Origin of the sequence: Chitinophaga varians (assembly GCF_014529945.1) — a bacterium.
Classification (GTDB): Bacteria; Bacteroidota; Bacteroidia; order Chitinophagales; family Chitinophagaceae; genus Chitinophaga; species Chitinophaga varians.
In genome coordinates this window covers 443,310-456,196 of sequence record NZ_JACVFB010000006.1, presented here as the reverse complement: position 1 = coordinate 456,196, position 12,887 = coordinate 443,310, and the positions used below count along the sequence as shown (strand labels likewise).

The window sequence follows — 12,887 nt, the reverse complement described above, 5'->3', positions numbered from 1 at the left end:
TTTACGTCATCAAATTTACCCTAACAACAAAACATAAACAAATGAAAGTATTGATTGTACTGGCGCATCCGGAACCGCGCTCCCTCAATGCCTCCCTGAAAAACGCCGCTATAGAGATATTACAACGGCATGGTCATGAAGTAGTGGAAACAGACCTTTACCAACAGCAATGGGAAGCCGCCGCAGACCGGCAGGACTTCCCTGCACTGCCTGCTGAGGAACGGCTTATCTATAGCGCCGCCTCCAAAAAAGCCTTTCTGGAAAACCAGCAATCCCCGGATATCACGGCAGAACAAGAGAAAATAAAATGGGCAGATGTGATCTTATTGCAGTTTCCCCTGTGGTGGTTTGGTATGCCGGCTATCCTCAAAGGCTGGATAGACCGTACTTTTACCAACGGCTTTGGCTACGGCACCGGCGGTCGCTATGGCAACGGCACCCTCAAAGGCAAAAAAGTAATGCTCATGATCACCGCCGGCGCTTCCGCAGCGCCCCTGGGCCCTCACGGCATCCATGGCGATATCATGGACCTCATGTTCCCTGTACACCATGGCGTATTCTGGTACGCAGGCGCGGCACCGCTGCCACCGTTTGTGGTCAACAGTGCCAATCACATATCAGCGGAACGGTTCGCCACCATTCTGCAAGACCTGGAACAGCGGCTGGTGGATATCCCTCACACCGCTCCTATCCCTTATAGGATGGGTAAACAGGATTATGATGAACAGGAAGTATTGCAATCTCACTTTGTCACAAGCGGCAAAAGCGGCTTTGCCTTACACCTGCTGGATTAACGGGAGCGTTCCAAAAGCGCATCCAGCCCTATTCTGCCGCTGCCGTACACCAGCAGGGTAAACAACATGAGGATATAGTAGAGGGGAATTTCGAAGCCGTTATCGCCGGCTTCAAAGCCGTTGGCCCAGTGCACCGTGATGATGGCCACCACCATACTGAACATCAACGGCAACGTGATATATCGTACCCAAAGGCCCAGCGTCAGCAGGACCACGCCCGCCGATTCTGTAATGGCCACCACGTAGGCACTGACATAAGGCATAGGAATGTGCAACTGGCCAAACCAGTCGCCAATGCCATGGATATCCTGCCACTTCAGTCGTGCCGGATGGTAGTAACCATAAGCCAGCACCAGCCGAAGCAACAATAGCGGAATGTCTCTGAGCGCCGATAGCCGGCGTGCGTAAGAAGCGTAAGCGCGCATGGTTTCAGGGTTGAAAGCCCAACACAAATTGTTGGCGTTGCATATCGACTAAGAAAGCGACGGTATCATTTTCCAGTTCAGCCGTTACCGTTATACCCAGTTGTGGCGCATATTCCAGTATATCCTTCACCGTTATACCTGCCGCCAGCTGCTCTGTCACAAAAGCCAGCCACGGCGACAAGCCGGTAAACTGCACATGGCCACTCACCGGCTCCCGGTGCAGCAGCACAAACCATGCGCCCTGCTCCTTTAACAACCGGGCACGTCTGGCTTCCCGGTGAACGGGGTATTTGAAAGAAAGTAACCGGTATTCAGGATTCAGTACCAGCGGAGTTTCCATCCAGCTGCCGGTGGAAGTGAAAGCAGCCGGGGCTACATCTTCCATATTAAACACTTCGATCTCTGCCCATTCAAAAGCCAGCAGATCGCTCAGATACGGGATATCATACCCTTCATCCCAGTTGTTCTCCACGGCATACGTGTAAAACTCCAGGGGAAGCTTCCATACCTGATGGGACGTACAGGCATGATGCGCGAAAAAGTTCCGGACCATACGGTCCCACTTCCGCGCCGGAATATTGGCGCAGGTCACCGGATAAGCACTTTCCATGGTATCTTTTACCATATGGAAAATAGCGTGGCGATAATGCGCCAGCCTGTCTTTGGCCACACCGGGGATAGCAGTGTTCACGCCGGTACGCAGGTGTTGGGCAAACCGCTGCTGTAACTGGCGGCTGTCAGGCAACGAGCTCATGTTGTTTCCATTGTTGATGACAGATAGATTTCAGCCGGGTCAGTTCTTTCTGAAGGTCCTGCATCTGCGGGATGTTAAAATCACGCTCCAGCAAAACAGGTACCGGCCGTATCTGCCGGATGGTCCATTCAAACAGTTCGTATACCGGATCAGCGATGGGATGCCCGTGCGTATCCAGGATCATATCAGGAGATACCTGCTCATGCCCCGCCATATGGATGTAGGCCACCCTGTCCAGCGGCAATTGTGCAATGAAAGCTTTGGCATCGTACTGATGATTGAAGGCGTTGACGTAAATGTTGTTCACATCCAGCAGCAGCTGACAGCCGGAGCGTTGCACCACCTCGTTGATGAAGTCGGCCTCACTCATTTCCGGCGCCACCGGCGTGTAGTAGGAAATGATTTCCATGGCCAGCGGCCGCTGCAGATACTCCTGCACCTGCTGTATGCGCGTGGCCATATGCCGCGCGGCATCCATCCGGAAAGGCATGGGCAGCAGGTCGTACAGGTGCGCATTGTCACATTTGGAATAACTCAGGTGTTCAGAATAAATACGTACGTTATATTCCTCCAGAAAGGACTTCACATAACGCAGAAAATCCTTGTCCGGCTCTTCGGGGCTACCGAGTGACAAGGAAAGGCCGTGGCATAACACCGGGTACTTTTCCAATACCCGATGCAATATTTTTTTCCAGTAACCGCCGATATTCATCCAGTTCTCCGGCGCAAACTCAATAAAGTCGGGCGTGATCAGCGTCCCACTGATCATCTCTTCCGCAAATTCGCGGCGAAAGCCTAGTCCTACCATGATGGTGCATTTGTGATGACAGGAAAAACAGAAAGGCCGGCCCTGCTTTGTTCCGGCCTCTCCTGTGGGAAAGATTACTGACCGGATTTGGTCGTATCGGACTTGTGTTTGCCGCCTGCCTTTTTACCTTTTTTGGGGGCGCCCACACATTTGCCTTCAGCGCATTTGCCCTGCGCGCATTTGTGTTCTTTGGATTTGGCAGCAGAGGAGTCTTTGGAGCAGGCCAACTCTACAGTGTTAACAGAAGAGGCGGTGCCGGTCAACACGCTTCTGACAGCGGCGCCGGAGCCCAGATTGGTGTAACTCACCGGGTTGGCATTGGTTTGCAGGGCAGTCAGGCCCAGGATAGCGCTGGCTACGAGCGAGCCGGAAAAGAGCACTTTTTTGCTGATTGATTTGTTTTCCATTTTTCGTGAATTTTTAAAACTGAGTGAAAAAGCTAAAGGTAATAAAGGACCAGTAACGTGTTTCCGTTATATCGAAAAGGGGTATCTATTTGAAAAATGCCGGTGCCGGCCTGTGCCATGGCCGGTTCGTATAGCCTTACTGTATAGAAAAGATGATGAGAAACGCGGAAAAGTACTCCTCAATTACTGCACCAGTTTTATGGGAACCGGCCACTTTTCCGTTTGCCTGTAGAAAGCTTACGGAAAATTAAATGTTTTAGTTTTCCACAACAGGCAAATAATTGTTATCTAATTTATCCTATTTTTGGCCTGAACGCAATTGCGCGATTAAAAATGGCCCATGAAAGATAAGATGCCCCCTGTAACCTCTGTTTATTTTATTGCTTTGCTGAAGGCTTACTTGCGCGGAACTAAAACTAAACAGGAAGTCCTACAGGACCTGTACGGAGAAATAAACCTACAACCTGCCGACCTGGATGGGTCGGGCGAAGATGTGACCCGCCTTCTGCTGAGGACTGCCACGGCCATGCACGAAGATTACTATCAGCAAATAGTGGGCGCCCTTACACAGGCTACCGACTCCACGCCTACCCGGGAAGGCGTTATACATCAGCTGGAAGCACTGCTGTCTGGCAACAGCACCCCGGCAGATCTCCTGCAATGGGCCACCTGGCATAATGATCCGGGAGAAGATAATGGCATCAGCTACTTTGATGATCTGGCGGTAGACTATTTCTGTACACAGCTGCTGCCCAATCCACCGGAACCACTCACCTCCGCGCATTATACGCAGGCACTGAAAATATTCAGGAACCCGGTCCATGACCAGCTGAAAGATAAAGTGGCGCTGGTACTGCTGTTTGAAAAGGAAAGACAAAGATTTCTGTTCTATGTGGGCGATTATATACAAGGGCACACTGCTCCCGAACAGCTGGATGTATACCTGCTGAATAAATTCGGTATGGACCACTACTCTTTCCCCTATATGACGACGCTCGCCAATATGATGTATGACCCGTCTAAACTGCCGGCACTGCTGAAAGTAGCTGCCAACAGCCCTGAATAGACTATTTCTTCAATACCGTATTCCGGACCCGGCTCAGCGACTCACGGGACGTGCCCAGGTAGGCGGCTATCTGATGTTGTGGAATACGTTGCTCAAACCAGGCATAGGTGCGCAGGAACTCCTGATAACGCTCTTCCAGCGGCTTCTGCAGAAACAACACCCGGCGTTGCAGGGCTATAAATGCCTGCTGCATGACGATACGCCAGTAGACATTCATTTGAGGCAGATCAGTAAATAACTGCTGCTGGCTCTCAAGGTCCAGTTGTAATACTTCGCTGTCTTCCAGCGCATCAATGTGGTAGATGGAGGGGGTACCGGTATGCATACTGTAGGGGTCAGAAATCCACCAGTCTTCAAACGCAAACTGGATCACATGTTCCCGGCCATCTTCCGCTGTCTCGTATTGGCGCAGGCAACCTTTTATCACAAAGTATTCTGAGCGGCACACCTCCCCTTCTTCCAGCAACAGCTCTTTCCGCCGCAATTTCCGGTGCCGGAAATAAGCGGGCAATAAGGCTGTTTCATCGTCCGACAGGGAGATGTGCCGGCTGAAATTTTGAAGCAGTAACGGATGCATAACCAATGGCATTCATGACTGCATAGTTACAATTTTTTAGGTTTCCTGCCTCAGGGCACAAACCCCAGCTGCCGCATCAGGCTCAATTCGTCGGTCACCCGCCAGTGCGCTACAATCTGGCCGTTACTGATTTTTTCAATGTTGATCTGGTTCACCTCCACCTTTTTGCCGGTAGGCGGCAGCTGGAACAGGCTGTCCTGCTGGGTGCCTGTCATCACCACCCGCGCCACCACCATACTATCGCTGGCGATGAGGTCTTTTATTTCAAAATGCAGATCAGGGAAGGCTCTCCGGAAAGCGGCGATGATAGGTTTCAGTCCTCCGGGGCCACGTGGCGGGTTGGGTGTGCTGGGCGTGTGATTAATATACTGCGGCGCCAACAGGCTGTCGAGCACCTCCAGCTTCCCCTGGTTCCAGGCTTCGCCGAAGTAGCGCCGGACGATATTCTTATGTTGTTCCCCTGAAGACGGGGACGAAGGCGAAGGGTTACAGGCCACTGTGGCCAGTATCATACAAACTGCCGGTAATATCTGCCGGTAGAAAAAGTTGACAATCATAAAAGGAGTTTATGTCTGTCAAAGCTCCTACCGGTAAAATCCTCAAACAATGATATATGTTACCATTTTTCAAGGAAGAATGACGAATGAAGGACTCCCTTATAGAGCGGCTACTTACTATAAAGAACCCTTCATTCGTCATTCGTCATTCGTAATTCTAACTGACCATCAGGCTGCAACCGCGCAGGGCGGAGTTATCGAGGCGTCCCAGCACCTCAAAACGGCCGTCGGCGTGGATTTTACCGATATCTTCAGTAGCAATGAACGCACAGGAGTAGATATTGGCCAGGTCAATGACATTCATGACGCCTGAACCTTTGCCGGCGGTGAGCTGAAACGGATCGTTCTCATCACGCAGCAGCACTTTCATCCAGGCAGGGGTTTCAAAGTAGCCCTGCCCGCGGGAATATGCCTGCGACAACAGTTCAGTCATGCCATATTCTGCATGGACTACGGTAACGCCTAACCTTTCTTTCAGGTAGGCATGTACCTCCTCACGGGTCCATTCTTCGCGACGGCCTTTCATGCCGCCTGTTTCCATGACGATGGTGTGTTGCAGTTCCAGGGTGTATTTCTCCGCAAAATCGAGCAGACCGAAAGTAACGCCGATCAACAGCACTTTCTGTCCACGCGCTTCCAGCCATTGTAGCTGCTGATACAGCTTATCATGTTCGTACAGGTAAAAACCGCTTTCCTCATGGCCGCTGCGGACGATCATTTCCTGTACCATGCATACCAGCGAAGAGTGTTGCCGTTCCAGATAGGAAGGCAGCAACCCTACCACCACATAATCGGTCACCGGTCCATAGAACTGCTCAAAAGCAGTCATAAAGCTACGGGTATAGACAGCAGCGTCTTTCACCAGATGCCGGCTGTTGATGGTTTGGGTGGTGCCGCTGCTTTCAAATACCAGCTGCGGCTCAAACTGTCCGCATACCACCTGGTGCGACTTAAAAAACTGGATGGGCAGATAAGGGATCTCCAGGATGCTGCTCACCTGACGGGGCTGTATCCGCAGGGCATCCGTATAAGCCCTGTAAAGCGCATTCTCCTGGTACTGATAGTGAAACAATTCCAGGGCGGCGGTTTCCAGCTCATCTGGCTGCAGGGAAAATATATAATCGGGCGAAACTACGCGCATGTATATCGGTCTTTAAAGATCACAAAGGTAGGGAGAAGAATAAATTTAGCCAGCAAGTAACAAATGTTGGCAAAAAAACGTTTTTCGTTGGAGAGACAGAGATAGCCGAATATTTGTATATTTCCTAAATTAATGTAGGTTTGTTTTATGAAGAAAATTCTCTATTTGCTCCTGGCCGCGGGTTTGCTCTATGCTTGTAAAAAAGATAAGATCGGCTCCAAACCATTGTTATCCTTTAAAAGCTATCAACCAGACAGCATCACCCCGGATACCAAACAGTTTATTCTCACCATGCGGGTAGAGGACGGAGACGGAGATATTGAGGACAGCATCGGCGTAGGGATGCTCAAAGACAGCGAACAAGCCATCAATAAAGATACCATCTGGACATTCTTTAAAATGCCAAAAATCGGGCAAAACAGGGGCAATAGCGTAAAAGCCGATGTGATTATGCCTTTCGGGGAGATCGACTTTGCAGCAGCGTATAACCCGGCGCCCGGCGACAGCGCACATTATGTTGTTTTCCTGCGCGATAATTCCGGTAACATCAGCGACACCATCGCTACGCCAAAATTTCCATTCCGCCGGAACAGATAGTCTTTCAAAAACATTACATTTACAACCGCAGGGATTCCTTAAAAGGAATCCTTTATTTTTTGGAACAGATTTATCACTCATTTTCCGCATATGAATAAGATCGAGGAATTACAGTCGAAGATTAAAGAGGCCATGTTAGGTGGTGGAGAAGTAAGGATCGCTTCCCAGCATAAAAAAGGTAAACTGACCGCCCGCGAACGGCTTCAGCTGCTGTTGGATGAAGGTTCTTTTGAAGAGCTGGACATGCTGGTACATAACCGTAACCGTGGCATCACCACCGACCAAGAGCAGTTTCCCGGCGATGGCGTGGTAACCGGCTATGGTACGATCAACGGCAGGCTTACTTATGTCTTTTCGCAGGATTTCACGGTATATGGCGGCAGCCTCTCCGAACCACATGCCCGCAAAATATGCAAGATCATGGACCTCGCCATGCAGAACGGTGCTCCGGTAGTGGGCCTGAACGACAGTGGCGGCGCCCGTATACAGGAAGGTGTGGTGAGCCTCGGCGGCTATGCCGATATCTTCTACCGCAACACCCGCGCTTCCGGCGTTATTCCACAGATATCCGCCATCATGGGCCCCTGCGCCGGCGGTGCTGTATATTCCCCCGCCATCACCGATTTTATCATGATGGTGGAAAACACCTCCTACATGTTCGTGACCGGCCCTAACGTGGTAAAAACGGTGACCCATGAAGAAGTAACCTCAGAGGAACTGGGCGGCGCCCAAACGCATGCCACCAAAAGCGGCGTGACTCACTTCGCCTGCGCCAACGAGGTGGAATGTATCCAAAACATCAAAACACTGCTGAGCTATATCCCGCAAAACTGCGAGGAAACAGCGCCCGTATATCCGTACGAGCCGGGCAACGAGCTGCGGGAAGCCCTCAATACACTGATCCCCGCCAGCCCCAACCAGCCTTACGATATGAAAGAAGTGATCGCCCATCTGACAGATGCCGACAGCTTCTTCGAAGTACATAAGGACTTTGCCGACAATATCATCGTTGGTTTCGCCCGCATCGGCGGCAGAAGCATCGGCATTGTGGCCAATCAACCTGCTGTACTGGCCGGCGTGCTCGACATCCACGCCTCCGTTAAAGGCGCCCGCTTTACCCGCTTCTGCGATGCCTTTAACGTACCACTGCTGGTACTGGTAGATGTGCCCGGCTTCCTGCCCGGTACCGATCAGGAATGGAACGGTATCATCACCAACGGCGCTAAGTTGCTGTACGCCCTCTGTGAAGCTACCGTGCCCAAGATCACCGTTACCACCCGCAAAGCTTATGGCGGCGCCTACTGCGTGATGAACTCCAAACATATCGGGGCCGACCTCAACTACGCTTTCCCACAGGCTGAAATAGCCGTGATGGGCGCTAAAGGAGCCGTGGAAATCATCTATAAAAAAGAAATTGATACCGCTCCGGACCCGGAAGTACGTACCAACGAACTGGTGGCCGACTATACCGAACGATTTGCCAACCCTTACCTGGCAGCCGAAAAAGGATATATCGATGAAGTCATCATGCCGCAACAAGCCCGCGCCAAACTCATCAAAGGCTTCAAAATGCTGGAAAATAAAGTGGTGAACATGCCGAGAAAAAAACACGGTAACATACCTTTGTAGTCAATTACGAATGACGAATTACGAATTACGGATTTTAACGTAAAGGGTAATCCCCATTCGTAATTCGTCATTCGTAACTTGTAATTGATGAGGTCCATCTTTAATTTCATCCTCTTTACATCGGTATACATTGCCTTGTGCGCCCTGCTGATGATATGGCAAACCAATCAGCTACTGGGCCTGCATTATCCGCAACCCACCTTCTACCTCTTCGTCTTCTTCTCTACCATTTGCAGCTATAACTTTCACTGGTACCTGACGCCCAGCTCCTATTCCTCTTCGGAAAGACTACAATGGAGCGACCGTTACCGGGACCTGATGCTGATGCTTTGTGGCGTTGGACTGGCCGGCGCAGCGTTCTACTTCTGGCCGCTACGCAGCCACTGGCTGGTACTCAGCGGCGGTGCCCTCCTCACCTTTCTCTATTCAGCCCCCAAAGTGCCCTATAAACCATTCACCTGGCTGCGTCGGATAGCTATCGGAAAAACGCTGTTCCTTACCGCCGTATGGACTTACGTGACCACGCTGCTGCCTGCGTTTGTGGCCAATCAGGGCCTCTCCTGGCCACTGGTGCTCTTCACCCTGCATCGCTTCCTGCTGATATATGCTATCTGCATCCTGTTCGATTTCCGGGACATAGAATCAGACAAAAAAGAAGGCATCCGCAGCCTGATCACCTATCTCGACTATAAAAGCCTCAACCGGCTTTATTATATGACCCTGTTGCTCTCCGCCGTGAGCGCAGCAATGCTGGGCCGCTACACCACCATCCCCGTGATAGTCACCCTGCTGGCGCCGGTTGTCATGACCGGTCTGCTCACCAAAAAAGCACACCACAACCCGTCTGACTACCTGTTCTACTTCGGACTGGACGGCCTCATGGCCCTCTCCGCACTTCTCCATCTGGTGCTGGTCAGCCTGTTCCCATAAAGAGGCCTTTGTCATAATGGGTAATTTGCTACATTTGTCCGATCTCAAAAAGCTATACTATTATGTCCAAAAAACAGAAATCCATACTCACGAAGGAATCACTGGCATTCCTTAAAGACTATCTGAATAATCCCTCTCCCACCGGTTTTGAGAAAGAAGGACAAAAGCTGTGGCTTAAATATCTGACACCATATATTGACGAACACCAGGTAGACGCCTATGGCTCTGTGGTAGGTATCATCAATCCCAAAGCCCCTTTCAAAGTGGTGATTGAAGCCCATGCGGATGAAATTTCCTGGTTTGTCAACTATATCTCTCCGGAAGGATTGATCTACGTGATCCGCAATGGCGGCTCCGACCAGCAGATTGCGCCATCCATGCGCGTGAATATCCATACCGAGAAAGGCATTGTGAAAGCCGTATTCGGCTGGCCCGCCATTCATACCCGCCTGCGCAGCGGCGATGGCAAAGAGCCACAACCCAAAGTGGAGAACATCTTCCTGGATTGCGGCGCACGCTCCCGCAAAGAAGTAGAAGACCTGGGCATCCACGTAGGATGTGTTTGTACTTTTAATGATGGTTTTGAGGAACTGAACTATGACTACTTCATCTGCCGCGCTATCGACAACCGTATCGGTGGTTTCATGATCGCGGAGGTAGCCCGCCTGCTGAAAGAGAAAAAACAGGAACTGCCTTTCGGTCTGTATATCGTAAATGCCGTACAGGAAGAAGTAGGCCTGCGGGGCGCTGAAATGATCGCCAAACGGATCAAACCCGATGTGGCCATCATTACCGATGTTACCCACGACACCACTACCCCGATGATCAACAAAAACATCGAAGGGGAAATCAAATGCGGTGGTGGTCCCAGCATTACCTACGGTCCCGCTGTACACAACATCCTGCGCGACCTGATCATCAAGACCGCTAAAAAGAACGATATCCCGTACCAGCTGCACGCCGTAAGCCGCGCCACCGGTACAGATACCGACGCTTTTGCCTATTCCAATGACGGTACGCCCTCTGCGCTGATCAGCCTGCCGCTGCGCTATATGCACACCACCGTGGAAATGGTAAAACGTGACGACGTCGAAAATACCATTCAGCTGATCTACCAGACCTTACTGCAGATCACGCCGAAAACAAACTTTAAATACCTCTAAAACAATTACGAATGAGGAATGACGAATGAAGGGCTTACTATAAAGCATAAGTTCTACACTACTGCTTCATAGTAAGCCCTTCATTCGTCATTCGTCATTCGTAATTTGTAATTGACTAACGGAAGTAGTCTGCCGCCCTGCGTACTTTCTCCACCCACATACCGGAAGAAGGCAACTCCACATACTCGCTCAATCCCACTTTACTGGCTCCCGGCGCCCAATCGTAAGTATAACCCATGCGTGTCCACGGATAATGATAATCCGTAGCGGCGATCAACGGACGATAATAGGCAAAAATGATATAGTTGTTAAACCAGGTGGTATAATCCGCCGATACGCCGCTTACCAGCGTATAGCCGGTAGTGGTAGTGTTGATGGCCGGATTGCCCGCCGGCCGGTATAGCCGTTCTGCTTTCACCCATACTTCTGCAATGTGCGTATTGCTCTTGGCATTCACGGGCGGCAGGCCAAGCAGTTGACAGATACGCTGAACAGTATCAGACCCCGGCTTAAAGTCCTGCCCGATGCGGGTTTTCATCTGTTTGGGGATGAACAGCCAGGCCTCGCCCCAGGTATTGGTGATGGAATCACCTTCCGGATAGCTGGAGGGGAAACGCATGAAAGTAGCCATCAGCACATAGTTTTGACCATTAATGGTTTTCCATTGCAGGTTGGTGTTGTCTTGCGTGACAGGCCACAGCGCATTGGAAATTTCGCTGCTGTCGGCCACCGTGGCGTCGGCTACGGCACGGGCATAGAGGGTGTCCATGTTATACACCGGAACAGGCGGTGCGGGATCATCCTTCTTACTACAGGCCGAAAAGAAAAGGGCGGCGAAGCAAAGGCAAACGAGCAGTTTGCCGCTCAACAAGGTGTTTTTCATAGCAATGGTTTTGCGATAGAGGTTATTAGATAATTGGTTATCGGATCATGGTGTGATTTGGTTATTTTTTGAGTGACCGCAAGAAACTAATTTCCAATGATATATACAAGTTTTTCACGCCGACGGGCTTCCTTTTCACAGTAACACGCTGTATATTTAGCCACATGAAAACCTTTTAATTATGCAGTCATTATTAGCTGAACTGCAGTATCCTTTTCCCTCAAGGATCCATCCTGACCATGCCCTGATTGAAAAAGAGGTACACGCGTTCATAGATTCCTACACTTCCCTTTCGCCCGAAGCGCGCCAACAATTCAAAGCAGCCGGTTTCGGCCGGCTAACCGTGCTCTGGTTCCCTGACAGTCCACTCCGGCAGCTGATACCGCTGGCACGCCTGCTCACCTGGACATTTATTTTTGATGATGTGGGCGCACGCTGGCCGTTGCCTCAGCTAAAAGGCGCCCACGATCGGCTCACAGCCATCCTTCGCGGCAGTCCTTCCTATCCGGGGGAAGACGCCATGTTTCAGCAGTTTGCTATGGTATATGAGGAACTGGCCTGCCACCTGCTGCCCCAGGCCTGGATGACACGCTATATCGCAAGCTGGCAGTATTTTTTTGAAGGACAGCTGCTCGAAAAGCAATACAGCTATAAGCACGATCTCACCTACCCCTCTCTGGCAGCGTATCTGGACCTGCGGGAAAAGTTAGGTGCTGCCTATCCTTTTATTGACCTGGTAGAGGTAACCTCCGGCTTTATGCTACCTCCCGAAGTGTTCGGGCATCCGGCCATTCAGCAGCGCAGGTTTTTTGTGAGCCGGCTGACCACGTGGGACAACGACCTGCTCTCTTTTGAAAAGGAACAACGCAGCCTCGAGGCGATGAACCTGGTGGCGGTGATCCGGCATGAACACAATTGTTTGCTGCAGGAAGCCTATAATATAGCCCTGCGTATGCGCGACGAACAGGTGGAAGCATATCTGCATTTGTGTGCCCACTGGCCGAATTTTGGAGAACACCGGGAGGCCGTGGCTGCCTATGCCCTCCGGCTGGACTGGCTCATCAGTGGCCATTTAGAATGGTACCGGGACAATCCCAGGTACCAGTAAAATACAGCGGCCCGGAAGAGATTTCCGGGCCGCTGTCAATTTTTTTAT

The 12,887-nt window shown here is 51.0% G+C and carries 15 protein-coding genes; 7 read left to right on the top strand and 8 right to left on the bottom strand.

The window, feature by feature from the left end:
* Positions 1-41: 41 nt before the first annotated feature.
* The gene (locus tag ICL55_RS28305) at positions 42-794 is read left to right on the top strand and encodes an NAD(P)H-dependent oxidoreductase (RefSeq protein WP_188103974.1); all 753 of its coding nucleotides are present in this window, start codon (positions 42-44) and stop codon (positions 792-794) included.
* On the opposite strand, the gene ICL55_RS28300 is transcribed toward ICL55_RS28305, so the two are convergent.
* The 4 genes from ICL55_RS28300 to ICL55_RS28285 form a co-directional block, all read right to left on the bottom strand.
* Positions 791-1,219, bottom strand: a complete 429-nt coding sequence (locus tag ICL55_RS28300) for an HvfX family Cu-binding RiPP maturation protein (RefSeq protein ID WP_188103972.1) — start codon at positions 1,217-1,219, stop codon at positions 791-793. The two genes, ICL55_RS28305 and ICL55_RS28300, sit on opposite strands and share 4 nt — an antisense overlap.
* A gap of 4 nt (positions 1,220-1,223) precedes the next feature.
* The gene (locus ICL55_RS28295) at positions 1,224-1,973 is read right to left on the bottom strand and encodes an HvfC/BufC N-terminal domain-containing protein (RefSeq protein WP_188103970.1); all 750 of its coding nucleotides are present in this window, start codon (positions 1,971-1,973) and stop codon (positions 1,224-1,226) included.
* Positions 1,957-2,781 (bottom strand): HvfB family MNIO-type RiPP peptide maturase, encoded by an 825-nt coding sequence (locus ICL55_RS28290; protein WP_188103968.1) that lies wholly within the window; start codon positions 2,779-2,781, stop codon positions 1,957-1,959. Before ICL55_RS28290 ends, ICL55_RS28295 begins: the two co-directional genes overlap by 17 nt.
* A 74-nt stretch (positions 2,782-2,855) precedes the next feature.
* A complete protein-coding gene (locus ICL55_RS28285) occupies positions 2,856-3,188 on the bottom strand; it encodes a hypothetical protein (RefSeq protein ID WP_188103966.1) in 333 nt (110 codons plus the stop codon).
* Between the two features lie 340 nt (positions 3,189-3,528).
* On the opposite strand from ICL55_RS28285, the gene ICL55_RS28280 reads away from it, so the two are divergent.
* A complete protein-coding gene (locus tag ICL55_RS28280) occupies positions 3,529-4,254 on the top strand; it encodes a hypothetical protein (protein ID WP_188103964.1) in 726 nt (241 codons plus the stop codon).
* Between the two features lies 1 nt (position 4,255).
* On the opposite strand, the gene ICL55_RS28275 is transcribed toward ICL55_RS28280, so the two are convergent.
* The 3 genes from ICL55_RS28275 to ICL55_RS28265 all read right to left on the bottom strand — a co-directional run bounded on the left by ICL55_RS28275 (position 4,256) and on the right by ICL55_RS28265 (position 6,529).
* Positions 4,256-4,831: a Crp/Fnr family transcriptional regulator gene (locus ICL55_RS28275; protein ID WP_188103962.1), complete on the bottom strand. Its 576-nt coding sequence runs from the start codon at positions 4,829-4,831 to the stop codon at positions 4,256-4,258.
* 50 nt (positions 4,832-4,881) lie between these two features.
* A complete protein-coding gene (locus tag ICL55_RS28270; RefSeq protein ID WP_188103960.1) occupies positions 4,882-5,388 on the bottom strand; it encodes an ester cyclase in 507 nt (168 codons plus the stop codon).
* Positions 5,389-5,545: 157 nt separating this feature from the next.
* Positions 5,546-6,529, bottom strand: coding sequence for a LuxE/PaaK family acyltransferase (locus ICL55_RS28265; protein ID WP_188103958.1), 984 nt, complete (start codon positions 6,527-6,529; stop codon positions 5,546-5,548).
* Between the two features lie 147 nt (positions 6,530-6,676).
* On the opposite strand from ICL55_RS28265, the gene ICL55_RS28260 reads away from it, so the two are divergent.
* The 4 genes from ICL55_RS28260 to ICL55_RS28245 all read left to right on the top strand — a co-directional run bounded on the left by ICL55_RS28260 (position 6,677) and on the right by ICL55_RS28245 (position 10,848).
* Positions 6,677-7,126 carry a hypothetical protein gene (locus tag ICL55_RS28260; protein ID WP_188103956.1) on the top strand — a complete coding sequence of 150 codons (450 nt, stop codon included), beginning with the start codon at positions 6,677-6,679 and terminating at the stop codon, positions 7,124-7,126.
* Positions 7,127-7,216: 90 nt separating this feature from the next.
* Positions 7,217-8,755, top strand: a complete 1,539-nt coding sequence (locus tag ICL55_RS28255; protein WP_188103954.1) for an acyl-CoA carboxylase subunit beta — start codon at positions 7,217-7,219, stop codon at positions 8,753-8,755.
* An 87-nt stretch (positions 8,756-8,842) separates the two neighbouring features.
* A complete protein-coding gene (locus ICL55_RS28250) occupies positions 8,843-9,685 on the top strand; it encodes a UbiA family prenyltransferase (RefSeq protein ID WP_188103952.1) in 843 nt (280 codons plus the stop codon).
* Between the two features lie 62 nt (positions 9,686-9,747).
* Positions 9,748-10,848 carry a M42 family metallopeptidase gene (locus ICL55_RS28245; protein ID WP_188103950.1) on the top strand — a complete coding sequence of 367 codons (1,101 nt, stop codon included), beginning with the start codon at positions 9,748-9,750 and terminating at the stop codon, positions 10,846-10,848.
* Between the two features lie 115 nt (positions 10,849-10,963).
* Here the strand turns inward: ICL55_RS28245 and ICL55_RS28240 are convergent, their stop codons facing one another.
* On the bottom strand, positions 10,964-11,731 hold the full coding sequence (locus ICL55_RS28240; RefSeq protein WP_188103948.1) for a hypothetical protein: 768 nt from the start codon (positions 11,729-11,731) through the stop codon (positions 10,964-10,966).
* Between the two features lie 181 nt (positions 11,732-11,912).
* Between ICL55_RS28240 and ICL55_RS28235 the strand changes: the two genes are divergently transcribed.
* Positions 11,913-12,839 carry a terpene synthase family protein gene (locus ICL55_RS28235; protein ID WP_188103946.1) on the top strand — a complete coding sequence of 309 codons (927 nt, stop codon included), beginning with the start codon at positions 11,913-11,915 and terminating at the stop codon, positions 12,837-12,839.
* Positions 12,840-12,887: the final 48 nt, after the last annotated feature.

What these genes read in the sequence shown, in the direction of transcription:
- ICL55_RS28280 (WP_188103964.1), top strand. Translation starts at nt 3,529, where the DNA reads ATGAAAGATAAGATGCCCCCTGTAACCTCTGTTTATTTTATTGCTTTG.
- ICL55_RS28260 (WP_188103956.1), top strand. Translation starts at nt 6,677, where the DNA reads ATGAAGAAAATTCTCTATTTGCTCCTGGCCGCGGGTTTGCTCTATGCT.
- ICL55_RS28270 (WP_188103960.1), bottom strand. Translation starts at nt 5,388, where the DNA reads ATGATTGTCAACTTTTTCTACCGGCAGATATTACCGGCAGTTTGTATG.
- ICL55_RS28305 (WP_188103974.1), top strand. Translation starts at nt 42, where the DNA reads ATGAAAGTATTGATTGTACTGGCGCATCCGGAACCGCGCTCCCTCAAT.
- ICL55_RS28290 (WP_188103968.1), bottom strand. Translation starts at nt 2,781, where the DNA reads ATGGTAGGACTAGGCTTTCGCCGCGAATTTGCGGAAGAGATGATCAGT.
- ICL55_RS28250 (WP_188103952.1), top strand. Translation starts at nt 8,843, where the DNA reads ATGAGGTCCATCTTTAATTTCATCCTCTTTACATCGGTATACATTGCC.
- ICL55_RS28285 (WP_188103966.1), bottom strand. Translation starts at nt 3,188, where the DNA reads ATGGAAAACAAATCAATCAGCAAAAAAGTGCTCTTTTCCGGCTCGCTC.
- ICL55_RS28300 (WP_188103972.1), bottom strand. Translation starts at nt 1,219, where the DNA reads ATGCGCGCTTACGCTTCTTACGCACGCCGGCTATCGGCGCTCAGAGAC.
- ICL55_RS28255 (WP_188103954.1), top strand. Translation starts at nt 7,217, where the DNA reads ATGAATAAGATCGAGGAATTACAGTCGAAGATTAAAGAGGCCATGTTA.
- ICL55_RS28275 (WP_188103962.1), bottom strand. Translation starts at nt 4,831, where the DNA reads ATGCATCCGTTACTGCTTCAAAATTTCAGCCGGCACATCTCCCTGTCG.
- ICL55_RS28240 (WP_188103948.1), bottom strand. Translation starts at nt 11,731, where the DNA reads ATGAAAAACACCTTGTTGAGCGGCAAACTGCTCGTTTGCCTTTGCTTC.
- ICL55_RS28295 (WP_188103970.1), bottom strand. Translation starts at nt 1,973, where the DNA reads ATGAGCTCGTTGCCTGACAGCCGCCAGTTACAGCAGCGGTTTGCCCAA.
- ICL55_RS28265 (WP_188103958.1), bottom strand. Translation starts at nt 6,529, where the DNA reads ATGCGCGTAGTTTCGCCCGATTATATATTTTCCCTGCAGCCAGATGAG.
- ICL55_RS28235 (WP_188103946.1), top strand. Translation starts at nt 11,913, where the DNA reads ATGCAGTCATTATTAGCTGAACTGCAGTATCCTTTTCCCTCAAGGATC.
- ICL55_RS28245 (WP_188103950.1), top strand. Translation starts at nt 9,748, where the DNA reads ATGTCCAAAAAACAGAAATCCATACTCACGAAGGAATCACTGGCATTC.